Consider the following 23,462-nt stretch of genomic DNA (forward strand, 5'->3'; position numbering starts at 1 on the left):
TTTCTCATCTAAGACTAAGGTCGTCTGGTTGGCAGCCTTCGGCGGCATAAAGTAAGGGCGGGTTCTCCCTTATTTGTGCTGCTGCTAGGACAACAACAATGAACGACAGCATCTACCAGTCGATACAGAACAGCCCCCGCTTCAAGGAGCTCGTCACCAAGCGCGAGCGCTTCGCCTGGATCCTCTCGGCGATCATGCTCGGCCTCTACTGCGCCTTCATCCTCCTCATCGCCTATGGCCCACAGGTACTGGGCGCCAAGCTCAGCCCCGACTCGTCGATCACCTGGGGCATCCCCCTGGGCGTCGGCCTGATCGTTTCGGCGTTCATCCTCACCGCCATCTACGTGCGCCGTGCGAACGGCGAGTTCGATGAGCTGAACAAGGCCATCCTGAAGGAGGCGCAGCAATGATCCGCCACTCAGCCAAAGCCCTGGCCGTCCTGGCCTGCGGCGCTTTCGCACCCGCCGTGTGGGCCGCCGATGCCCTGACCGGCGAGGTGCACAAGCAGCCGCTCAACGTCTCGGCGATCGTCATGTTCGTGGCCTTCGTCTGCTTCACCCTCGGCATCACCTACTGGGCCTCCAAGCGCAACAAGTCGGCTTCCGACTACTACGCGGCCGGTGGCCGTATCACCGGCTTCCAGAACGGCCTGGCGATTGCCGGTGACTACATGTCGGCGGCCTCCTTCCTGGGTATTTCCGCCCTGGTGTTCACCTCCGGCTACGATGGCCTGATCTACTCGATCGGCTTCCTCGTCGGCTGGCCGATCATTCTCTTCCTGATCGCCGAGCGCCTGCGCAACCTGGGTAAGTACACCTTCGCTGACGTTGCCTCGTACCGCCTCGGGCAGAAAGAGATCCGCACCCTGTCGGCCTCCGGCTCCCTGGTGGTGGTGGCGTTCTACCTGATCGCCCAGATGGTCGGTGCCGGCAAGCTGATCCAGCTGCTGTTCGGCCTGGACTACCACGTCGCGGTGATCCTGGTGGGTATCCTGATGTGCCTGTACGTACTGTTCGGCGGCATGCTGGCCACCACCTGGGTACAGATCATCAAGGCCGTGCTGCTGCTCTCCGGTGCCAGCTTCATGGCGCTGATGGTGATGAAGCATGTGGGCTTCGACTTCAACACCCTGTTCTCCGAAGCGATCAAGGTGCACGCCAAGGGTGAGGCGATCATGAGCCCGGGCGGCCTGGTCAAGGACCCGATCTCGGCGTTCTCCCTCGGGTTGGCATTGATGTTCGGCACCGCAGGCCTGCCACACATCCTGATGCGCTTCTTCACCGTCAGCGACGCCAAGGAAGCGCGTAAGAGCGTGCTCTACGCCACCGGCTTCATCGGCTACTTCTATATCCTGACCTTCATCATCGGCTTCGGCGCGATCCTGCTGGTCAGCACCAACCCCGACTTCAAGGACGCTGCCGGCGCCCTGATCGGCGGCAACAACATGGCGGCGGTCCACCTGGCCAATGCCGTGGGTGGTAGCGTGTTCCTGGGCTTCATCTCGGCCGTGGCGTTCGCCACCATCCTGGCGGTGGTCGCGGGCCTGACCCTGGCCGGTGCCTCGGCGGTGTCCCATGACCTGTACGCCAGCGTCATCTGCAAGGGCAAGGCCAACGAGAAGGACGAGATCCGCGTGTCGAAGATCACCACCATCGCCCTGGGCGTGCTGGCGATCGGCCTGGGGATTCTGTTCGAGAAGCAGAACATCGCCTTCATGGTCGGCCTGGCATTCTCCATTGCCGCCAGCTGCAACTTCCCGGTGCTGTTGCTCTCGATGTACTGGAAGAAGCTGACCACCCGCGGCGCCATGATCGGCGGTTGGCTGGGCCTGGTCAGCGCAGTGGGCCTGATGATTCTCGGCCCGACCATCTGGGTGCAGATCCTCGGCCACGAAAAAGCCATCTACCCGTACGAGTACCCGGCGCTGTTCTCCATGCTGATCGCCTTCATCGGCATCTGGTTCTTCTCGGTCACCGACAAGTCCAAGGCGGCTGAAGACGAGCGTGCGCTGTTCTTCCCACAGTTCGTGCGTTCGCAGACCGGCCTGGGCGCCAGTGGAGCGGTTTCTCACTGAGCCTTTCCTGTGTGATGTGACAACGCCCCGCTAGCCGGGGCGTTTTTATTTGCAATGGGCTGCCTCTCTGAAAGCTTGGGAAATTTCATCAAATCGGTGGGACGCGTCCCATTAAAAAACGTGGGTGGAACCCTCACGCTTCCTTCTTTGGCTGCATCGGGCAATGCCGGACGCTGTGTGAGGGGCGTGATGAAAAAGATGAAGTTTCACTCGGCGTGGCAAGCTGGAGATCAACTCCACGGCGGCGTCTTACTGCAGTACGTGGCCCGAGTTGTGTACTTCTCCGTGCGAGGGAGATGGGGGCGGCCTACCAGTTGGCATTTTCCTCCCTGAGCACCATGAAGCCGGGGCGTTACAGCGGTATGTTGTCTTACCGTGTCGGTGACGGCGCGGAGATTGATCTGGGGGCCCGGCTGACGGACATTAGCGACACCGTGTTGGATGTTTTGGTCGAGCTGACCGTCAAGCGCGATATCCGGGTCGCCTTTGCGCCGGGCGCCGACCGAGCCGTGCTGGAGCCGCCTGGTGGTTGGCATCTGTGGCCCGGTGGTGAACCGCCCAGGCAACTGGCGAGGGATCTGCCGTTTCGCATGACCATCGATGGGCCATTTGGCGTCTACCTGGGTTGTCAGTACACCCTGTCCGCCGAGACCTGTGGTCTGCGAAACGAGCAGGGCGACGAAGTGCCTGTCGTCACCAGCATGACGCTGCGTGGGGCTACCTATGCGGGCGCTGGAGCGGTCAGGGTGCAATTGCCGACGTCCGAGAGTGGCAAGCGTGTTTTCGATGCGCCGCAGCCATTGCTCAACCAGCCGGGCACCGTGCATGTCACCGTGGAGAGCGCGGGTGTGAAATCCATGTTCAGGTACCCGGGCAGTACGTATCAAGGGCAGGTTCTGATTGTGTTCGATGCCCGTCTATGAGGTGGGGCGAATGGAATGCCGACACCGGCCCCTTGGGAGTGGCTGGAAAAGCCCCCTCGAAGAATGAAGCCCAGCGACCATGCGACTTACAGTGTCGTCACTTCGTAACGATCGGGCTTTTTCAGAGTGTCCTTGGACCTTGTACGAAATCCGTTCCGCTCGGGCGGTATGGGCAAAGGAGGGTGGTGATGTATAGGTCGGATCTGACGTAGTTATAGGAAATTTCCTATTTCGTTTAGGAGTAGTCTGACTATTCAAATGCGTCAATCAGCGAACAATAGAGCCATTGATAGTCAATTGGCCACTATCGGATTCATATAAGGCCAACTGCTGATTTGTAAAGGATGACATTCCATGAAAGTTGTGATCGTGGATGACCACCCCTTCATCCGTTCGAGCGTGAGCATGCAGCTTCGTCAGGACAGGCTCGAGGTGGTCGGCCAGGCGGGGAGCGGTGTCAAGGCCGTGAGCCTGGTGCGCCAGTATGCACCGGACCTGGTGGTGCTGGATATCGTCCTGCCGGACATGGACGGGCTGCAAGTGCTGCTTCGCATCCGAGACCTGCCAAGGCCGCCCAAGGTGCTGGTGCTCACCTCGCAACTGGCCGACTGTTTCGCGCTGCGCTGCATGCGTGCCGGGGCATCGGGATTCGTGTCCAAGAGCGATGACTTGCAGGAACTGAGTAGGGCGGTACTGGCATTGCGTTCAGGTTTCAGCTATTTCCCGGACGTTTCGTTCAGTTCGGTCAACCACAAGGATATGATCGCCAGCGAGGCCCAGCGCATTGCCCAGCTCAGCGATCGCGAGGTCATCATCTTACAGCATCTGGCCCGGGGCATGAGCAACAAGACCATCGGTGAGCAGATGCTGATCAGCAACAAGACCGTCAGCACCTACAAGGGGCGCCTGCTGGAAAAGCTCGGCGTCGCCTCGCTGATCGAACTGGCCGACCTCGCACGCCGCAATCAGCTGATTTAGCCTCCTTCGGTGTTCATACGTCTGTTGCTCGTGGCCATGCTGTCCGGCATCGTCGCAGCGTTCGCCCATGGCGCGCCGCAGTTGTATGCGCGTGCCTTGCCCGAGGGCGTGCGGCCTGTGCTGGACAACCAGCAACTGCGCTGGTTGTGGGAGCGACGCCAACTGCGGCTCGGGGTGATCGAGCGGGAGAACCCGCCATTCGATATCCTGGGTACCGGCTTGTCCTACGAGGGCATCACCGCCGATTACGCTGGCGCATTGGCCGAGCAGTTGCGCCTGGATATGCGGGTGCAGGTCTTCGCCTCCTTCGACAATGCCGTCAGCGCGCTGCGTGAAGGGCGTATCGACCTGATCGGCTCGGTCACTGCCCAGCAAGCACTGGAAGCGGGTTTGCGTCTGTCGCGAGCCTACGCCATGGATCGTCCGCTGTTGCTGGGGGTTGCCGATGGCCAGCGGATGGTGCCGGGGGGTGGCCAGCCGATCCGCCTGGCGATGCTCGATGGCTACCGGGAATTGGAGGTCGTGCAGCGGTATTATCCCCAGGCCCAGATACAATCGTATCCCTCGCCGGCCAGCGCCTTGGCGGCCCTGGCGGTGCACCAGGCCGACCTCTATCTGGGCAGCGCCCTGGGCATTCGCTATGTGCTGGGACGTAATCAAGGCGCGGGCCTCGAGGAGGTGGGGCGTGCGGTGCTGCCCGAACAAGGTGTCGGCTTCGCGATGGCTGACGACGACAGCCCCTTGGCGCAACTGGTCGATGCGGTTCTGGGCGGCCTTTCGGATGCCCAGCTGGAACAGATCCGCAGGCGCTGGCGCCCGATCGTGAGCGACGCGCACAAAGCCGCGCCTTTGCAACTGAGCGGGGTCGAGGAGCGCTGGTTGCAGGAGAACTCGCGTATCACCGTGCTGGCCGACGAGCAATTGCTGCCACTGAGCTACCGCGATGCCAATGGCCATTGGCGCGGTTTGAGCCTGGATGTCTTGCGCCTGATCAGCCGGCGTACCGGCCTGCATTTCGACGTCAAGCCCGGTGGCAGCATCGAACGAATGATCGAGCAGGTGAGCAAGGGGCAGGCGCAGATGATCGCCGGGGTACCGGACAGCCCCAGTCGACGGCGACAGTTAGGCTTCAGCCGCGCCTACCTGAGTGCATCCCGGGTACTGGTGACCCGTAACGAGGCCTGGGCGCCGGTCAGCCTCGACCAGTTGGGCGGCCTGCGTCTGGCGGTGGTGGGCGGCAGCCTGGCGCAGGATGACTTGCGCCAGGCGCATCCGCTGATCCAGCAGGCGAGCATGTCCGGCCCGCTGGAGGCGTTGCAGGCCGTGGCCAAGGGGCGGGTGGAAGCTGCGGTGCTGACCTACGACGATGCCCGGCCGTTGATTGCCCGCTGGTACCCCGGCAAGCTGAAGATCAGTGCCAGCTTGGCGTTGCCACCGGTTCATTTCGCCTTCGCCAGTGCCCGTGGCGCGACCGAATTGCAGAGCATCGTCAACAAGGCGCTGCTCAGCCTGGCGCCGCAGGAGATCGACGGCCTGGTACGGCGCTGGCGTAATCCGATGATTGTCGCCGATGGGGTGTGGCCACGTTACCGGACCAGGATCCTGGCGGGCTTTGCTTTGGTCATCGCCTTGCTGGCCATGGCGCTGCTGTGGATTCGCCTGCTGCGCCGCCTGCAGTTGCAACTGCGCCGCGCCACCCGTGAAGCCGAGCAGGCGAATCAGGCCAAGACCCACTTCCTGACGACCATGAGCCATGAGATCCGCACGCCCCTGCATGCCGTGCAAGGCATGCTCGAACTGGCCCAGCGCAAGGCGGCCCAGGGCGTGCTCGACCGTTTGGCCATCGAGGTCGCCAGCGATGCCGCGCGTGGCTTGCTCGATCTGATAGGCGACATCCTTGACATCGCCCGCATCGAAGCCGGGCATCTGCATCTGGTGCACGAACGGGTATGCCTCCACACCCAGGTCGCACGCGTGGTGCAGTTGTTCGAGCAACAGGCCAAGGGCAAGGGGTTGGCGCTGCACCTCGACACCCAGGGGCAGGTGGATGCGCAGGTATTGCTCGACCCGCTGCGTTTCAAGCAGGTGCTGGCGAACCTGCTGAGCAACGCCATCAAGTTCACTCAGCAGGGGCATGTACGAGTGCGCCTGCGCGCGCGGCAGCAGCAAGCGAGGCTATTGGTCGAGCTGGATGTCGAGGATACCGGCATCGGCATCGCGGCCGCGGAGCTCGAGGTACTGGGGCAGTTGTTCCGCCAGGCCAGCAACCAGAAGCAGTCGCCGCGCAGCAGCGCTGGCCTGGGCCTGGGCATCAGCCGCAGCCTGTGCGAAATGATGGGTGGGGGCCTAACCCTGGAAAGCGTCCTGGGGCAGGGCACACGGGTGCACCTGCATCTGGACCTGGCCTTGTCACCGGAGGACGAGCCGGTCGAGGTAGCACCGCTGGCGCTCGACCTGCAGGGGGCGGTACGCCTGCGGGTGCTGGTGGCTGACGACTACCCGGCCAACCGCCTGTTGCTGGCCCAACAGCTCGACTACCTCGGCCACCAGGCCAGGGTGGCCGAGGATGGCTCGCAAGCGTTGCGTTTGTGGCTGCGGGAGCATTTCGATGTGGTGATTAGCGACTGCAACATGCCGCGGCTCAATGGCTACGCCCTGGCCCGGGCGATCCGCGAGCATGAGCGGCGCAGTGGCCGGGCGCCGTGCCGCCTGATCGGTCTGACCGCCAGCGCCATGGCGCGCGAAAAGCGTCGGTGCCGTGCCGTCGGTATGGACGATTGCCTGTTCAAGCCGCTGGGCCTGGAGAGCTTGCAGCGGGCCTTGGCCAGCTGTGGGCGGGAAGAGAAGCCGATGCTCGACCTTGCCCACCTGGAACACCTGGTCGGCAACGACCGCTCCGCACTCAAGGCCCTGTTGCGCGACCTGCGCAGCAGCAATCAGGAGGACCTCCAGCGCCTGGAGTCGCTGGGCGACGATACCGTTGCCCTCGCCGAGTTGGCACATCGCGTCAAGGGAGGGGCGCGGATCGCTCGCGCCGACCGGCTCGTCACGTTGTGCGAGCGACTGGAGCGCAGTTGTGCGGCAAGCCCTCTGGTGATCGACGCCTTGCGTCACGATGTGCAGGCCCTGCGCCTGGCGATGGCGCGCCTGGAGCGGCAGCTGGCATCGATGTAGCGGTCGCCCTGCCAGCTGGCCTGATGCCAGCTTTGGGAAATTTCCACAAACCGCTGGGAACGGTCCTGTTCTTACAGATGCCATGGGTGGCGAATAATCTCCTTCGTCAGAGCAAAGCACCGCTAGAGCTGTTTCGCTGACGTTAATCACACTTTTCAAGGAGATGAATACATGAATGCACGCTTTCTCGCTGTACCGCTGCTTGCCCTGATCGCCGGTACGGCGGTTGCCGAGCAGGTTCAGCAACAGGTGCAAGTCACTGCGCAGATTCCGACCGACCAATTCTACGTTCGGCCAGTAGGGTCCTGGATTGGTTACCCTCAAGCCCTGCAGTGGAATGCCGCGCTGCAAGAGTTCGGGGCCATCCGCAAGCAGTTCGAGGCCAAGAGCTCGTTGGGGCCGATCAAGGGTTATCTGTTTGACGTCGCGGAAGTTTCCGACGCGGCCACCGGCAACAAGTTCGGCCTGAAGATCACCATGCATGGCAAGGAACTGAAAACCACCGCTACTGAACTGCTGACCGCTGCCCAGGCAGGCGCTGGTGCTGTCATGGACTTCCAGATCGCTGCCGTCAAACCGTCCGGTGGGTACAAGGTGGGTACCTATAACGGCTTCGTGAACATGGTATTCGAAAGCGCTGCTCCCTCCGGGTCCTGATTTCGGCCTACGCCTTTTCATTCCTGATTGTCTTCCCTTGCTCCTCGGCGCTCGTCGAGGGGTGGGGAAGGCATTGTCCGTGGGTAGGTTATGTTTCATTTCACTGCGCTTCACCGACGCTTGTGCCGGTGGCTGGCTTGTGGTGCCTGCTTGATGCCTGTGCATGGATGGGCCGAGCCTGATGGTCCGCCTTCTATCCTGCATCAGTTCCAAGGGTTGCCTCGGGAGTTCGAGGCGCATTTCTTCGATGTGCCGTTGGCCGTACGGGTTGAAGTGGATGGGCGCTATCTGGGTGACGCCATGGTCGTCCTGACCCGTGACGAGCGCGTGCAGTTGCTTGAGTTCACCGATACCCAGGAAAGCCGCGAGCCTCCCGCCGAGCGTCGGCGCTGGCAGGAGCGCTTGGCTGCCGGGCGGTTGCTGGGGGACTGTACCCGCGACTGCCCCGATGGCTTGCAGGCGATCCACTACAGCCTAGCCGACTCTCAGCTTTCGCTACTGACCACCAACGCCGAGCGAGATGGCCAAGAGGCGCGCTATCATCGCATGCCGGAGCAAGGTAGCCTCGGGCTGCTGGTGCGTAATCAGCTCAACCTGGTCCACGATGGCCAGGACACCAGCGGCCGCATCGCCTTCCAGAGCCAGGGTAGCCTGGGTAACTGGACGACCCTGGCCGATGCGCAAGCCGACCGGGTCAGCCAGAGCCAGGACGGTACCCGCTATCGCATGGACCAGCTCTATGCCGAGCGCTTGCTCGAACAGCATTTCTTCCGCCTGGGGTACTTCATGCCAGGCGCCCAAGGCTTGACCCGCCAGCCGACGCTGATGGGCAACAGCCCCGATACCACATTGGGCGTGATGTTCGGCAGCAGCGACAGCCTGCTGATCGACAACGGCCAGCCGAGCACGACCCCGATCTACGTCACCCCCAATCGCCCTGGCCTGGTGGAGATCTATCGTAATGGCGTGTTGATCAACAGCCAGCCGGTACAGCCAGGCCTGCAGACCCTCGACACCCGGGTACTGCCTGGGGGGATCTACCAGGTGGAAGTGCGCCTGCTGGAGGATGGCCAGGAAACGTCACGCACCGAGGCCTTCATCTACAAACCCACCAACTGGAGCAACCCCGAGAGCCGTTGGCGTTACAACGCCTACGTGGGTCAGCAGACCAGCCTGCTGAACAACTGGAGTTACGAGCGCCGTGACAGCCTCGCCGCTGGCGTGATGAGCAACTACCTGCTGCACCCGAGCGCCGTGCTCGGTCTCTCGGCGCAACATGTGGACGAGTCCATGCAATATGGCACCTCGCTGGACTGGGATGTGGTCGAGCGCCTGAAGTTCTACGGCAACCTCAACTACACCGAGGACCACGGCAGCGGTTTCGACATACAGGTGATCCAGACCTATGACGAAGGGTCGTGGGTGTTGAGCCATAACCAGTCGTGGCTCGAGCCCGAGCGGGCAAGCCGTGGCGTGACCTCGCCCCGCCAGCGATACAGCCAGTCCAGCCTGTCGCTCAACCACCGCGTTACCCAGCGTAGCAGCGCCACCGTGCGCCTGGCCCATAGTTCCGGCGCGGCCAGCGGCTTGGGTGTCGACCTGGGGTGGGCGTTCTATGGGCAGGTGTTCGGCACCGATTCCAGCTGGCGCTTGTCGGTATTCGACCGACCCGGTTCAGCCAGCAGCGGGGAGGCCCGCAGCCGTGGGGTCAACCTGAGCGTGAGCATGAACCTGGGGGCCCCGGGCAAGCGCATCGCCGCGAGCCTCGGCAGCCGCACCTCGCGTGACGGCGGCAGCGACCAGCATGCGTCCCTGGCCTACCAGCAGGACGTCGATTTCGGCCCGTTGGAGAGCGTGGGCGCCAGCGCCACCGTGGACCGTTACGGCACAGGCTTCGGTGGCAACGCCCAGTTCCAGAGCCAGAGCCTGCATGGCGATGCCTACGCCCAGACATCCACGTACAACAATAAGCTCAGCGCCGGCCTCAACTTGCAAAACATGGTGGCCTTCGGGGGCGGCAAGCTGGCCGTGAGCGGCCAGTACCTGTCCCACGAGGCAGGCCTGATCGTGGATGTCGACTCGGACATCGATGGTCTGAAGCTGCGCGCCGACGACTACCAAGGCTTCAGCGCTGCCTTGCGCCCTGGGCGCAACATCGTTCCGGTCACGGCGTTCAAGGCCGGTCATGTGCAGTTCGATTTCGATGGCGACGATGCACCGGCGGCGGTGATCCAGCCGGCCAGCCTCGACTATCACCTCAACCGTGGTGGCGTGGATTACCGCCAGTTGCATGTGATGCGCACGGTCACGGTGCTGGGCCGCTTGCTGGACGAGCACGGCCAGCCTGTGCGTGGGGCGCACGTGATCAACCATGCCAGCCGTGGCGTGAGCGAGGCCGATGGTTACTTCTCGGTGGAAATGAGCCAGTCGACGCCAACCCTGGAGGTGCGACGGGCCGGTGCGACCGCCTGCCTGTTGACGCTGTCGTTGGACGAACTGGTGCGCGAAGGCGATGTGCTGATGGCCGGTGACCAGACCTGCAACCCCACCCGTGTGGTGCAGCGCGACGGTGCCCCCGCAGTGGGGTCCTGAAGCCCGCCGTGGGTTTGCTCAATGTGAAAGTGTGAGGTTGACGATGCAAGTATTCAAATCTGTGTGCCTGGCCCTGCTGCTGGTGCCCTTGGCCGCCCATGCGGCGCCGGAGATCAACGTCGGTGGGCTCTACGATTACCTGGAGGAGGGCAAGAGCACTGCGCTAAAACGTATCTACAACAGTGGCACGGCCACGGCCTTCATCAAGGTCAGCGTCGCCGAACTCGTCTACGACCAGGATGGCGAGCCCCGGGAAGTGGACCTCGAGCAGTTACCTCTGGAACAGCGTGGCGTGGTCGCCAGCCCGGCCCGGTTGATCGTGCCGGCACGCGGCCAGCAATCGGTGCGCTTGCTGTATCGCGGCGAGCGCGACAAGGAGCGTTACTTCCGCCTGCGTTTCATTCCGGTGCTGCCCGAGAAGGACGATGGCTTCTCGCTCAGCGAGGCTCAGGCCCAGGACTATCGCGACAGCCTCAAGGCCGGGGTTCAGCTGCTGGCCGGCTACGGCACGCTGCTGTTCGTTCGTCCCACGGGCAGCCGCTACCAGACGCCGATGACCCAGCAGGGCGGGCAACTGGTGGTGACCAACAACGGCAATGCCACCGTGGTGCTCGATAACTTCCGTCATTGCGCCGTGGCGGGGCGTGATTGCGTGGACCCCACCAAGCACCATTTGTTGCCCGGCGTGACGCGCAAGTTCCCGGAGCAGCCCGGGCGTGAATACCGGTTCGAATTGCAAGAGGGCAGCAAGCGTGAAGTGCTGGCGTTCAAGGAATGAGGGCCTGGAACTGCATGACGGTGAGCTGCGGCCCTCGATGTGACCGAGTGCGCAAGGTGACCACCTTGTCGCTCCTGCTCATCCTCTTCCTATTGCCCAAGTGGGCCGAAGGGGCGGATGCCACGATCAGGGCGACCTACCGGCCGGCCACCGGCGTCGTCGTGGAACTGGGCCGGGACGGGCCGTGCGGGCGATGGTTGTCGCTGTGCCAGTCGGAGCGAGTCATGGGGGCCATGAACTTGCCGTTCCAGTACCGGAAAGAGTCGGTCCATTCGGCGGGCTACCTGCAGGACAGGTTCTATGTCGGTGTGCCAAAGTCACGAACGGTGACCGTGCGTAATGAGCGCACGGGAGACACCCACGACATGCTCATCGAGTTCACCCATGTGTCCATCTACAACGGCGTCAAGGCCGACTCGGACCGTTTCGATTTTTCCTTGAACCCTGTCAATACCTACGAGGTCGCGGGAGGGTGCACTGCCCTGCACGCTTTCGCAGATTCTTCGGGAGGCGCTTTCATTTGGCGGTTGGGCACATCGGGTGGCGGCTGCGCTGCATTGGGCGGCAAAGGCGCGAGCCCTGGGCTGAGATCGTACAGCCGGGTCAGCGGCATGGGCGCGGCTTACAAGCTGACCGTGCGCTCGCCAGAGAAGATGGCCGTGGGTACCTACCGAGGGACGACGAATTTCACGGCGGGGCAGGGAACGACTCGCGATTTCAGTTTCGGGTCGCATGTCACGGATCTCAACCAGGAAAGCATGAGCGTCGATATCGAGTTCATCGTGCAGCAGCCGCTCGTGGTGCGTTTCCCTCCGGGGGCCGATCGCGCCTTGCTGGAGCCACCAGGCGGGTGGCGCAGCTGGGTCGGACGAGGGACTCCGCCATACATCGAGCGGGAGATACCGTTCCGCCTGTCGTCGGCTGGGCCGTTCAAGGTATCCACGGTGTGTTCGGATCAATTGCCCGGGCTCAGTTTGTGCCAGATCAGCAATGGGCCCCATAGGGCGCCCACGTGGTTGGAACTCACCTTGCCCCCCAATGTACGTTATGGCTCGGGGCCAGTCCAAAGGCTGAACATCGCTCCAGGGCGAGAGTATCGATTCACCACTACGACGGTTGTGTCCAATGAACGTGGCTCCTTGCGCTTCTTCGTCAGGGAGTCGAACCTAGCTAGCATGCTCAAATACCCTGGCACCACCTACAAGGGGCAGGTCACGGTGATCTTCGATGCGGATATTTGAATGACCTGGATCGAACACATAGCGTTCGATCCCTCAGGTATGCTGTGCGTTCTTCAACGGCAAGCATTCCTGGCATGATCAACTACTTCTGGTTCTTTACGGCCGCGCTGTTCGAGATCGGCGGCTGCTACGCCTTCTACCTGTGGCTGCGTCTGGGCAAGAGCGCCTGGTGGGTGGTGCCGGCGCTCCTCAGTCTGACCGTCTTCGGTCTGATCCTCACCCGCGTCGAGGCGGCCTATGCCGGTCGCGCCTATGCCGCCTACGGCGGGATCTACATCGTTTCCTCGCTGCTCTGGCTGGCACTGGTGGAGCGTGCCCGCCCCCTGGGCAGCGACTGGATCGGCGCCTTGCTGTGCGTACTGGGAGCGACCGTCATCGTGTTCGGACCTCGCCTGCAACAAGGCTGAGTTTGTAGGGAAAGTTACCGGTTTCTGTAGGAAGCATCTAAATGCCGGTCGATGCATTGTGCGGCCGAATGTACCCCAGGCAGTCTCTGGTTTTCCGTTGGTTTGGAGGTACAGAGCATGTTGGTGATGGTGCGCAAGGCCGGGGAGGTGATCATGATCAAGGACGATATCCACATCAAGGTGGTGTCGGTTCGTGGCGATGCGGTGCGCTTCGGTATCAGCGCGCCACGGGATGTGCAGGTGCACCGGGAGGAGGTATACCGGCGAATCAAGGCCAAACAGACCAAAGGCTGATGATGGTGTAGGCTACTCGAGCAACTCCCGCGGCACTTCATGCCTGGCCAGCAGTTGGCACTGTTGGCTCTCCAGGTCGAAGAGGATGAACGCTTGCCCCTTGGCTAATGCCTGGCGCACCCGAAGTACGCGGGTTTCCAGGGGCGTATCGTCGCCATTGTCGGTGCCGTCGCGGGTGACGAAGTCTTCGATCAGGCGGGTGAGGGTGTCGGCTTCGAGTTGGTCGTAGGGGATCAGCATGATTCACGGTCTTGGCTGGAAGAGGGCATGCTCCCACAGATTGACGCAAAGCTGTAGCGCGAACGCCATGCGGGCCCAATCGCCGGCAAGCCGGCTCCCACCTGTCCTGCGCCGTTTCAGATGGGGACGCCGACAGCCGGGCGTCCCTGCAGTCTTCAGGTCTTGTTTCCCACCAAGGTGTCCACCGGCGGCACCCGTGTTTCGCTTTCCATCTGCGCTTCATGCTCCAACTGGTGGCTGAAGCGCTCCAGGGAGGTATTGGCCGGGTGCGAGTCGCTGGCGAACACCGGTGGGCTGAGCAGGTAGCTGGCCAACAGCTTGCTCAGGGCGGCCAGGCTGTCGATATGGGTGCGCTCGTAGCCATGGGTGGCATCGCAGCCGAAGGCCACCAACGCGGTGCGGATATCGTGGCCTGCGGTCACGGCCGAGTGGGCATCGCTGAAGTAGTAGCGGAACAGGTCGCGGCGTACCGGCAGGTCATGGTCGCCGGCCAATTTCAGCAGATGGCGTGAAAGGTGATAGTCGTAGGGCCCGGAGGAATCCTGCATGGCCACGCTCACCGCATGTTCGCTGGACGCCTGCCCTGGCGCCACCGGCGCGATGTCGATACCCACGAATTCGCTGACATCCCACGGCAGCGCCCCGGCGGCGCCGGAGCCGGTTTCCTCGGTGATGGTGAACAGTGGGTGGCAGTCGATCAGCGGCTGGCGGCCGCTTTCCACCACGGCCTTGAGCGCCGCCAGCAGCGCCGCCACGCCGGCCTTGTCGTCCAGGTGGCGGGCGCTGATGTGGCCGCTTTCGGTGAACTCCGGCAGCGGGTCGAAGGCCACGAAATCACCGATGGCCAGCCCCAGGGCTTCGCAGTCGGCGCGGGTGGCGCAATAGGCGTCCAGGCGCACCTCCACGTGTTCCCAACTGACGGGCATCTGGTCGATGGCGGTGTTGTAGGCGTGCCCGCTGGCCATCAGCGGCAACACGCTGCCGCGGAACACGCCGGTGTCGGTGAACACGCTCACCCGGCTGCCCTCGGCGAAGCGGCTGGACCAGCAGCCCACCGGCGCCAAAGCCAGGCGGCCGTTGTCCAGTAATTGGCGCACGCTGGCGCCGATGGTGTCGACATGCGCCGAGACGGCGCGGTCCGGAGAATTCTGCCGGCCTTTGAGGGTGGCGCGGATGGTGCCGCGGCGGGTCAGCTCGAACGGGATGCCCAGCTCCTCAAGGCGTTCGGCCACGTAGCGCACGATGGTGTCGGTGAAGCCGGTGGGGCTGGGGATGGCGAGCATTTCCAGCAGCACGCGCTTGAGGTAGTCGAGATCGGGTTCGGGATGTCGGTCGGACATGTCCTGGCCTCCGTTCTGGGTCAATGAATGTATTGGCATGGCCTCGAGGGCCCAATCGCCGGCAAGCCGGCTCCCACCTGTCCTGCGCTGTCTTGCACAGTTTGCGATCCCTGTGGGAGCCGGCTTGCCGGCGATTGGGCCGGTACGGCGTTGCTCAGGCCAGCGCCCGGCTATGGGGAAACAGCAGGTCGATGAAGCGCTCGGCCGTGGGTTGCGGTTCGTGGTTAGCCAGGCCGACTCGCTCGTTGGCCTCGATGATCACGTAATCCGGGTGCTCGGCATCGCGCACCATCAGGTCCAGGCCGACCACCGGGATATCCAGCGCCCTGGCTGCGCGCACCGCTGCATCGGCGAGTACCGGGTGCAACCGCTCGGTGACGTCTTCCAGGGTGCCGCCGGTATGCAGGTTGGCCGTGCGGCGCACCGCCAGGCGCTGCCCGGCCGGCAGTACGCTGTCGTACGCCAGCCCCGCAGCGCGCAGGGTGCGCTCGGTTTCCTCATCCAGCGGGATACGGCTTTCTCCACCCGTGGCGGCCTGGCGCCGGCGGCTCTGGGCCTCGATCAGCGCCTTGATGCTGTGCTCGCCATCGCCCACCACCTGGGCGGGGTGACGGATCGCCGCGGCCACCACCTCGAAGCCGATGACCACGATGCGCAGGTCCAGCCCCGGGTGGAAGCTTTCCAGCAGCACCCGGCTGTCGAAGCGCCGGGCCTGTTCGATCGCTTGGCTGATCTCTTCATGGGTGGTCAGGTTGACCGCCACACCCTGGCCTTGTTCGCCGTCGACCGGCTTGACCACCACCGCGCCGTGCTCTTCGAGAAATGCCAGGTTATCGTCGGCATTGCCGGCCAGCTGCTGCACCGGCACCCTCAGCCCGGCGTTGTGCAGGGCATGCTGGGTGAGGCGCTTGTCCTGGCACAGGGTCATGGTCACGGCGCTGGTCAGGTCGCTCAGCGATTCGCGGCAGCGCACCCGTCGCCCGCCCAGGCTGAGGGTGAACAGGCCCGCGGCGGCGTCGTCCACCTGCACCTCGATGCCACGCCGCAAGGCCTCGTCGACGATGATACGGGCATAAGGGTTGAGCTCGGCTTCTGGCCCTGGGCCGAGAAACAGCTGCTGGTTGATGCCGTTCTTGCGCTTGACGGCGAAGGTGGGCAGGTTGCGAAAGCCCAGCTTCTTGTACAGGCGTTTGGCCTGGCGGTTGTCGTGCAGCACCGACAGGTCCAGGTAGGCCAGGCCACGGCTCATGAAGTGCTCGACCAGATGGCGCACCAGCACCTCGCCGACGCCTGGCCGGCTGCATTGCGGGTCCACCGCCAGGCACCACAGGCTGCTGCCATGCTCAGGGTCGTCGAAGGCCTTGCTGTGGTTCAGGCCCATGACACTGCCGATCACTGCGTTGGTGTCTTCGTCCTCGGCCAACCAGTACACCGGGCCACCCAGGTGGTGGGGCGTGAGCAGCTCAGGGTTGACTGGCAGCATGCCGCGGGCCTGGTACAGGGCGTTGATCGCCTGCCAGTCGGCCTCGGCCTGGGCGCGGCGGATACGAAAGCCGCGGAACACCCGTTGCGCCGGGCGGTAGTCGGTGAACCACAGGCGCAAGGTGTCCGAGGGGTCGAGGAACAGCTGCTGCGGCGCCTGGGCCAACAACTGTTGTGGCGCGGCCACGTAAAGGGCGATATCCCGCTCGCCGGGGCACTCGTCCAACAGCGCCTCGGCCAGCACCGCCGGGTCCGGGTAGGTGTGGCCGATCAGCAGGCGGCCCCAGCCGCAGTGCACGGCGCGCGGCTGGTCGTGGGGTTCGCTGCCATCGCCTGCCAGGCGGGCCTGCAGGCGCTCGTAGGAAGGCGCTTGTCCACGTAGCAGGCGTTGGCCATAGGCTGTTTGGGCTTTCATCGGTCAGATTCCTTGTTCGCTGAGCCACAGGTTCAGGGCTGCCAGCTGCCACAGCTTGGAGCCGCGCAGCGGCGTCAGCTGGCCATGGGGGTTGCTCAGCAGGCGGTCGAGCATCGCCGGGTTGAACAGGCCGCGGTCCTGGCTCGGGTCGGTCAGCAGTTCGCGCACCCAGTCCAGGGTGGCGCCTTGCAGGTGCTTGAGGCCGGGCACCGGGAAGTAGCCCTTCTTGCGGTCGATCACCTCATGGGGGATGACCCGCCGCGCCGCGGCCTTGAGCACCTGCTTGCCGCCGTCGGGCAACTTGAAGCGCGCCGGGATGCGTGCCGACAGTTCCACCAGGCGGTAGTCCAGGAACGGCGTACGCGCTTCCAGGCCCCAGGCCATGGTCATGTTGTCGACGCGCTTGACCGGGTCGTCTACCAGCATCACCGTGCTGTCCAGGCGCAGCGCCTTGTCCACCGCCTCGCCGGCGCCGGGGCGGGCGAAGTGCTCGCGGACGAACTCGCCGGCCACGTCGGTCTCCAACAGCCAGCGGGCCTGGACGGTGTCGCGGTATTCGGCGTGGCTGCGGTCGAAGAAGGCGTCGCGGTAGGCGCTGTAGGCATCCTCGGCGCCATCGACCTGCGGGTACCAGTGGTAGCCGGCGAACAGCTCGTCGGCACCCTGGCCGCTCTGCACGCCCTTGCAGTGCTTGGCCACTTCCCGCGAGAGCAGGTAGAAGGCGATGCAGTCATGGCTGACCATCGGCTCGCTCATGGCGCGGAACGCCGCCGGCAGCTGTTCGATGATCTCGCGCTCGTCGATGCGCAGTTGGTGGTGGCGGGTGCCGTAGTGGCGGGCGATCAGGTCCGAATACTGGAACTCGTCGCCGCGCTCGCCGCCGGCATCCTCGAAGCCGATGGAGAAGGTCGAGAGGTCGTCCACGCCTACGTCACGCAGCAGGCCTACCAGTAGGCTCGAGTCGACGCCGCCGGAGAGCAGCACGCCGACGTCCACCGCGGCCCGTTGGCGAATGGCCACGGCGTCGCGGGTGGCGTCGAGCACGCGGGTGGTCCAGTCGTCCAGGCCTAGCTGTTGTTCGTCGGGGTGTGGGCCGTAGTGCAGTTGCCACCAGGTTTCGCGCTGCACCTCGCCATGGCGATCGATGCGCATCCAGGTGCCTGGCTCGAGCTTCTGCACGTTGGCCAGCAGGGTGCGCGGTGCGGGGACCACGGCATGGAAATTGAGGTAGTGGTTGAGCGCCACCGGGTCGATCACCGGGTCGATGTCGCCGCCCTTGAGCAAGGCCGGCAGGCTCGAGGCGAAGCGCAGGCGCTCGCCGTTGCGCGACAGGTACAGCGGCTTGACCCCGAGGCGGTCGCGGGCCAGGAACAGGCGCTGGTTGTCGCGCTCCCAGATGGCCAGGGCGAACATACCGTTGAGCTTGGGCAGCAGCGCCGCACCCCAGGCGTGATAGCCCTTGAGCAGCACTTCGGTGTCGCCGTCGGAGAAGAAGTTGTAGCCCAGGCCCTGCAATTCTTCGCGCAGCTCAGGGAAGTTGTAGATGGCGCCGTTGAAGGCCAGCGACAGGCCCAGGGTGTTGTCGATCATCGGCTGGGCCGAGCCGTCGGACAGGTCCATGATCTTCAAGCGTCGATGGCCGAGGGCGATCGGGCCCTGGCTATGAAAACCCCAGGCGTCGGGGCCACGAGGCGCCAGGTGGTGGGTGATGCGCTCCACCGCGGCGAGGTCCGCCGGGCGAGGGGCTTGGTTGATGGGGGTGAAACGTAACTCTCCTGCTAATCCGCACATAGGTCCTTACCGGTTTTGCCGTTGGGGAATATGTGCCCCCGAAATGAGGCACATAAGGAACTGACCCATGGGGTTTGCGAGAGTTTTAGATCGATCTGTTATATAGGCGTGGCAATGCTGGCCCAATCGCGGGGCAAGCCCGCTCCCACAGGGGCTGTTGCAGTCGAAAGACCTGTGGGAGAACGAGACCTCCGTGGGAGCGGGCTCGCCCCGCGATTGGGCCTGGATTATTTACCGCGAATCAACCGGCGCAGCGCAAACCGGTTCGGATGGCATGCTTCTGCCACCGCCCGGGGCACCGGCAGTGGTTCGCCACACACCCAGGCCGCCACCAATTCCCCGCATAGGGGCGCGGTAATCAGGCCCCGTGAGCCATGCCCGCTGTTCACATACAAACCGTCGAGCCACGGGCAAGGGGTGTCTGGCACCTGCCGGGCATCCTTGGCCAGCACCGCATACGCCTCGGCGAACGCCTGAGCATCGGCCACCGGCCCGACGATCGGCAAGTAGTCGGGGCTGGTGCAGCGAAACGCCGCCCGGCCCTGCAGCTGCTCGGGGTCAAGCGCGGCGGTGTGCAGCCGCTGGGCCAGGTCCGTGGAGATCTCCTCCAGCAAGGCCAGGTTGCCCTGGTGTTCGGCGGTGGTCGGGGTCAGGTCGTCGTTATGGAAGTCGAAGCTTGCACCCAGCGTGTGCTCATCGCCCCGAGGCGGTGCCACGTAGCCTTCTGCGCAGACCACGGTGCGCAACGCCCGGCTGGCCTCGGTGGCCGGCAGGCGGGTGATCTGCCCGCGAATACGCTTGAGCGGCAGCGCGGCGCAGGCGTCGAAGCGGCGCACCTCGGCGGCGCCGGCCAGTACCACCACGGGCGCGCTGGCCAGCAGCCGTTCGCCGTCCCAGGCCTGCCACAGGTCGTCGGCCTTGCGCAGCTCGATCACCTCATGATGCGCCAGCAAACGGATGTTCGAATGGTGCAACTGCGCCTGGCACAAGGCGGGTGGATGCACCCAGCCACCTTCGGGATAGAACAGCCCACCGGCCGGCAACGCCACGCCGGCGACAGCTTCTGCCTGGGCCTGGTCGAGCACTTGCAGCAGGCTGCTGTCGAAGGCTTCGGCCAGCTTGGCCTGGCGCTGGGCTTCCTGGTCGTCGAAGGCCAGCTGCAGCACGCCGCAGGCGTCCCAGGCCTGGCCGGGTTGCAGGCGTTGCAGCCAGCGCCGGGTGTAGCCGAAGCCGGCGAGGATCATCTGCGACAGCGCCGTGCCATGGGCCGAGAGCTTCAGGTACAGCACGCCCTGGGGGTTGCCCGAGGCTTCACGGGCCGGGGCGTCGTGGCGCTCCAGCACGCTGACCTGCCAGCCACGGGTGGCCAGGCTCGCAGCGGTGGCGCTACCGGCCAGGCCCGCGCCGATCACCAAGGCATGACGTGGGCCCTGGGGCAGGGCGGGGCGGGCATACCAGGGCGCGATGCCCGGTGGCAGCGGTTGCTCGGCCGGCCAACCCTGGAACTCGCCGTGCATCACCTCCCACTTCTTGCCGATACCGGGCACCTTGCGCATGGCAAAACCTGCGGCGATCAGGCCCCGGCGCACCCAACCGGTGGTGGTGAAGGTGGCGAGGGTGGTGCTTGGCCGCGAAAGCCGGGCCAACTGCGCGAACAGCTCCGGCGTCCACATGTCGGGGTTCTTCGCCGGGGCGAAGCCGTCGAGGAACCAGGCATCGATCGGGGCGTCGAGCTGGGGCAACTGTTCGAGCACGTCGCCCACCAGCAGGGTAAGGGTGACGCGGCCGCCGTCGAAGGTGAACTGTTGGAAGCCCCCATGTACCGCCACGTATTGCTCCAGCAGCGGTTGCCAATAGGGCGCGAGGTCCGGCCATAGTTGCACGGCGCGGGCAAGGTCCTCGCGGGTCAGCGGGTATTTCTCGACGCTGACGAACTGCAGGCGCGCTTCGGGGTGGGCCTGTTCGGCGAACAGCTGCCAGGCGCAATAAAAGTTCATGCCGGTGCCAAAGCCCGTTTCGCCGATCACCAGGCATGCGTTGGGCGCCAGGTCGGCGAAGCGCTCGCGCAGGCGGTTCTGTTCGAGGAAGACATGCTCGGTCTCTGCCACGCCTTCGTTCTTCGAGAAGTAGACGTCGTCGTATTGGCGCGAATGGGGGCGGCCTTGGTCGTCCCAGTCGATCTGGGCGTGGGTGGTGGCAGGCATGGGTGGCTCGGGTTGCGGTGAAAGTCGGCGATTTTAAGGCATCTGTCGGTTTTTCGCTGGCTGTACCGGCCCAATCGCCGGCAAGCCGGCTCCCACCGAGATCCACCCGCTGCGATCGGAGCCTGAAGCCTGGCGCGCAATCCGCTAGTCTTGCTTATCCATTGAAGGAGCAAGGCCACCCATGTTCGAATCCGCCGAAATAGGACACAGCATCGACAAGGACGCGTACGAAGCTGAAGTGCCCGCATTGCGCGAGGCGCTGCTCGAGGCCCAGTACGAACTCAAGCAGCAGGCGCGCTTCCCGGTGATCGTGCTGATCAACGGCATCGAGGGTGCCGGCAAGGGCGAGACGGTCAAGTTGCTCAACGAATGGATGGACCCGCGCCTGATCGAGGTGCGCACCTTCGACCAGCAGACCGACGAAGAACTGGCCCGACCACCGGCCTGGCGCTACTGGCGGGCCCTGCCGCCGAAAGGGCGGATGGGCGTGTTCTTCGGCAACTGGTACAGCCAGATGCTCCAGGGGCGGGTGCACGGCCTGTTCAAGGACGCCGTGCTCGACCAGGCCATCACCGGTGCCGAGCGCCTGGAGCAGATGCTCTGCGACGAAGGCGCGCTGATCATCAAGTTCTGGTTCCACCTGTCCAAGAAACAGATGAAGGCCCGGCTCAAGGCGCTCAAGGACGACCCGTTGCACAGCTGGCGCATCAGCCCGCTGGACTGGCAGCAGTCGGAAACCTACGACCGTTTCGTGCGTTTCGGCGAGCGTGTGCTGCGCCGCACCAGCCGTGACTATGCGCCCTGGCACGTGATCGAGGGGGCCGACCCGTACTACCGCAGCCTGGCGGTGGGGCGCATTCTGCTCGAGAGCCTGCAGGCCGCGCTGGCCAGCGCGCCGAGCGCCAAGCACCAGGGCAACGTCGCCCCGCTGGGCCGCAGCATCGACCAGAAGAGCCTGCTCGGTGCCCTGGACCTGAGCCGGCGCCTGGACAAGGCCGACTACCAGGAGCAACTGGTGACCGAGCAGGCGCGCCTGGCCGGCCTGCTACGTCACAAACAGATGCGCCGGCATGCCCTGGTGGCGGTGTTCGAGGGCAACGACGCGGCCGGCAAGGGCGGGGCGATCCGCCGCGTGGCGGCTGCGCTCGACCCCCGCCAGTACCGCATCGTGCCGGTGGCCGCGCCCACCGAGGAGGAGCGCGCCCAGCCGTACCTGTGGCGTTTCTGGCGACATATCCCGGCGCGCGGCAAGTTCACCATCTTCGACCGTTCGTGGTATGGCCGGGTGCTGGTGGAGCGGGTCGAGGGGTTCTGCACCCCGGCCGACTGGATGCGCGCCTATGGCGAGATCAACGACTTCGAGGAACAGCTGACCCGTGCCGGTGTGGTGGTGGTCAAGTTCTGGCTGGCGATCGACCCGCAGACCCAGCTGGAGCGCTTCGAGGAGCGCGAACAGATCCCCTTCAAGCGCTACAAGATCACCGAGGAAGACTGGCGCAACCGCGACAAGTGGGATGTGTATGCCGAGGCGGTGGGGGACATGGTCGATCGGACCAGCACCGAGATCGCACCCTGGACATTGGTGGAAGCCAATGACAAACGCTGGGCACGGGTGAAGGTGCTCAGAACGATCAACGAGGCGCTGGAGGCGGCGTTCGCGAAAGACAAGAAGTGAATCGTTGACTGTGCCGACCCCCGCAATCGGGCCGGCACCGGCATCCATGCCTTCCCGGAATAACCCGATGAATTCTTTTCGCGCCACTTTCTCTCAGTGCGGCACTCCAAGCCCTTAGAATTTGCCCACCCTTTCCATGGGCTTGATCGAGGACGCTATGCACATTTCTTCCGGACGCTGGGTCTATGGCCTGTTCCTGGCACTTTTGACCGCGTTGCTCTGGGGCATCCTGCCGATCAAGCTCAAGCAGGTGTTGCAGGTCATGGACCCGGTGACCGTCACCTGGTACCGCCTGCTGGTGTCCGGCGGCCTACTGTTCGCCTGGCTCGCGGCCAACCGGCGCCTGCCGGCGTTCGACAAGCTGGGGCGCAAGGGCTATGGCCTGGTGGCGGTGGCCGTATGCGGTCTGGTGGGCAACTACGTGCTGTACCTGGTCGGGCTCAACCTGCTCAGCCCCGGGACCGCGCAACTGGTGGTACAGCTCGGCCCGGTATTGTTGCTGGTGGCCAGCGTGTTCGTGTTCAAGGAGCGCTTCAGCCTGGGGCAGGGCATGGGCTTGCTGGTACTGCTGGCCGGTTTCGGCCTGTTCTTCAACCAGCGCCTGGAAGAGCTGCTGACCTCGCTGGGCACCTACACCACCGGCGTGCTGACCATCATCTTGGCCACCAGCATCTGGGTGTTCTATGCCCTGAGCCAGAAGCAACTGCTGACGGTGTGGCATTCGCAGCAGGTGATGATGGTGATCTATCTGTGCTGCGCGGTGCTGCTCACGCCCTGGGTGCACCCGCTGGAAGCGTTGCAGTTGAGCCCGCTGCAGGGGTGGCTGTTGCTGGCATGCTGCCTCAATACCCTGGTGGCCTATGGCGCCTTCGCCGAGGCACTGGCCCATTGGGAGGCTTCGCGGGTGAGCGCGACCCTGGCGCTGACGCCACTGGTGACTTTCGTCGCGGTGGCTCTGGCGGCCTGGCTGTGGCCGGCGTACGTGCATGCCGAGGACATCAATGCCCTGGGGTATGTGGGAGCGGTGACGGTGGTGCTGGGTTCGGCGCTGGTGGCCCTGGGGCCCTCGCTGGTGGCCGGGTGGCGCGCCCGGCGGGCGCGGTTGGCCCGGGCTCATTGATAACCGGTACCGGCCCTATCGCCGGCAAGCCGGCTCCCACTGGATCCGGGTTGGCACGCTCGGGGTGGGAGCCGGCT

At 64.5% G+C, this 23,462-nt stretch carries 18 protein-coding genes; 13 read left to right on the plus strand and 5 right to left on the minus strand.

The genetic code is table 11. The annotated features are described in order from the left end of the window. Positions 1-98: 98 nt before the first annotated feature. From IRZ56_RS17450 to csrA, 11 genes are all read left to right on the plus strand, one after another. Entirely contained in the window at positions 99-410 is a 312-nt protein-coding gene (locus IRZ56_RS17450; RefSeq protein WP_196146079.1) for a DUF485 domain-containing protein, read from the plus strand. Further along, entirely contained in the window at positions 407-2,074 is a 1,668-nt protein-coding gene (locus IRZ56_RS17455; RefSeq protein ID WP_196146080.1) for a cation acetate symporter, read from the plus strand. Before IRZ56_RS17450 ends, IRZ56_RS17455 begins: the two co-directional genes overlap by 4 nt. Positions 2,075-2,370: 296 nt before the next feature. Then, positions 2,371-2,997, plus strand: coding sequence for a hypothetical protein (locus IRZ56_RS17460; protein ID WP_196146081.1), 627 nt, complete (start codon positions 2,371-2,373; stop codon positions 2,995-2,997). Between the two features lie 354 nt (positions 2,998-3,351). Then, the gene (locus IRZ56_RS17465; protein ID WP_196146082.1) at positions 3,352-3,975 is read left to right on the plus strand and encodes a response regulator transcription factor; all 624 of its coding nucleotides are present in this window, start codon (positions 3,352-3,354) and stop codon (positions 3,973-3,975) included. 9 nt (positions 3,976-3,984) lie between these two features. Continuing rightward, the gene (locus IRZ56_RS17470) at positions 3,985-7,149 is read left to right on the plus strand and encodes a transporter substrate-binding domain-containing protein (protein ID WP_328311795.1); all 3,165 of its coding nucleotides are present in this window, start codon (positions 3,985-3,987) and stop codon (positions 7,147-7,149) included. Between the two features lie 171 nt (positions 7,150-7,320). Further along, complete coding sequence (locus IRZ56_RS17475; protein ID WP_196146083.1) at positions 7,321-7,806, plus strand: CS1 type fimbrial major subunit; 486 nt, start codon at positions 7,321-7,323, stop codon at positions 7,804-7,806. Positions 7,807-7,896: 90 nt separating this feature from the next. Next, positions 7,897-10,398, plus strand: coding sequence for a TcfC E-set like domain-containing protein (locus IRZ56_RS17480; RefSeq protein ID WP_196146084.1), 2,502 nt, complete (start codon positions 7,897-7,899; stop codon positions 10,396-10,398). A 43-nt stretch (positions 10,399-10,441) separates the two neighbouring features. Beyond that, positions 10,442-11,176, plus strand: coding sequence for a molecular chaperone (locus IRZ56_RS17485; protein ID WP_196146085.1), 735 nt, complete (start codon positions 10,442-10,444; stop codon positions 11,174-11,176). Positions 11,177-11,223: 47 nt separating this feature from the next. Continuing rightward, the gene (locus IRZ56_RS17490) at positions 11,224-12,417 is read left to right on the plus strand and encodes a hypothetical protein (RefSeq protein ID WP_196146086.1); all 1,194 of its coding nucleotides are present in this window, start codon (positions 11,224-11,226) and stop codon (positions 12,415-12,417) included. Positions 12,418-12,491: 74 nt separating this feature from the next. After that, complete coding sequence (locus IRZ56_RS17495) at positions 12,492-12,824, plus strand: YnfA family protein (protein ID WP_196146087.1); 333 nt, start codon at positions 12,492-12,494, stop codon at positions 12,822-12,824. A gap of 117 nt (positions 12,825-12,941) precedes the next feature. Continuing rightward, the gene (gene csrA / locus IRZ56_RS17500; protein ID WP_196146088.1) at positions 12,942-13,118 is read left to right on the plus strand and encodes a carbon storage regulator CsrA; all 177 of its coding nucleotides are present in this window, start codon (positions 12,942-12,944) and stop codon (positions 13,116-13,118) included. A 12-nt stretch (positions 13,119-13,130) separates the two neighbouring features. Here the strand turns inward: csrA and IRZ56_RS17505 are convergent, their stop codons facing one another. From IRZ56_RS17505 to mnmC, 5 genes are all read right to left on the minus strand, one after another. Then, the gene (locus IRZ56_RS17505; RefSeq protein WP_196146089.1) at positions 13,131-13,358 is read right to left on the minus strand and encodes a YheU family protein; all 228 of its coding nucleotides are present in this window, start codon (positions 13,356-13,358) and stop codon (positions 13,131-13,133) included. Between the two features lie 155 nt (positions 13,359-13,513). Next, on the minus strand, positions 13,514-14,698 hold the full coding sequence (locus IRZ56_RS17510; RefSeq protein ID WP_196146090.1) for an osmoprotectant NAGGN system M42 family peptidase: 1,185 nt from the start codon (positions 14,696-14,698) through the stop codon (positions 13,514-13,516). Positions 14,699-14,852: 154 nt separating this feature from the next. After that, complete coding sequence (gene ngg / locus IRZ56_RS17515; protein ID WP_196146091.1) at positions 14,853-16,595, minus strand: N-acetylglutaminylglutamine synthetase; 1,743 nt, start codon at positions 16,593-16,595, stop codon at positions 14,853-14,855. A 3-nt stretch (positions 16,596-16,598) separates the two neighbouring features. Continuing rightward, a complete protein-coding gene (locus tag IRZ56_RS17520) occupies positions 16,599-18,386 on the minus strand; it encodes an N-acetylglutaminylglutamine amidotransferase (protein ID WP_196146092.1) in 1,788 nt (595 codons plus the stop codon). A 227-nt stretch (positions 18,387-18,613) separates the two neighbouring features. Then, on the minus strand, positions 18,614-20,590 hold the full coding sequence (gene mnmC, locus IRZ56_RS17525) for a bifunctional tRNA (5-methylaminomethyl-2-thiouridine)(34)-methyltransferase MnmD/FAD-dependent 5-carboxymethylaminomethyl-2-thiouridine(34) oxidoreductase MnmC (protein ID WP_196146093.1): 1,977 nt from the start codon (positions 20,588-20,590) through the stop codon (positions 18,614-18,616). 181 nt (positions 20,591-20,771) lie between these two features. Between mnmC and pap the strand changes: the two genes are divergently transcribed. Together pap and IRZ56_RS17535 are read left to right on the plus strand one after the other, a co-directional pair. Next, positions 20,772-22,265, plus strand: coding sequence for a polyphosphate:AMP phosphotransferase (gene pap, locus IRZ56_RS17530; protein WP_196146094.1), 1,494 nt, complete (start codon positions 20,772-20,774; stop codon positions 22,263-22,265). A 157-nt stretch (positions 22,266-22,422) separates the two neighbouring features. Then, a complete protein-coding gene (locus IRZ56_RS17535; RefSeq protein WP_196146095.1) occupies positions 22,423-23,385 on the plus strand; it encodes a DMT family transporter in 963 nt (320 codons plus the stop codon). The last annotated feature ends 77 nt before the right edge of the window (positions 23,386-23,462 follow it).

Origin of the sequence: Pseudomonas guariconensis (assembly GCF_015680235.1) — a bacterium.
In the GTDB taxonomy this organism is placed as follows: domain Bacteria; phylum Pseudomonadota; class Gammaproteobacteria; order Pseudomonadales; family Pseudomonadaceae; genus Aquipseudomonas; species Aquipseudomonas guariconensis_A.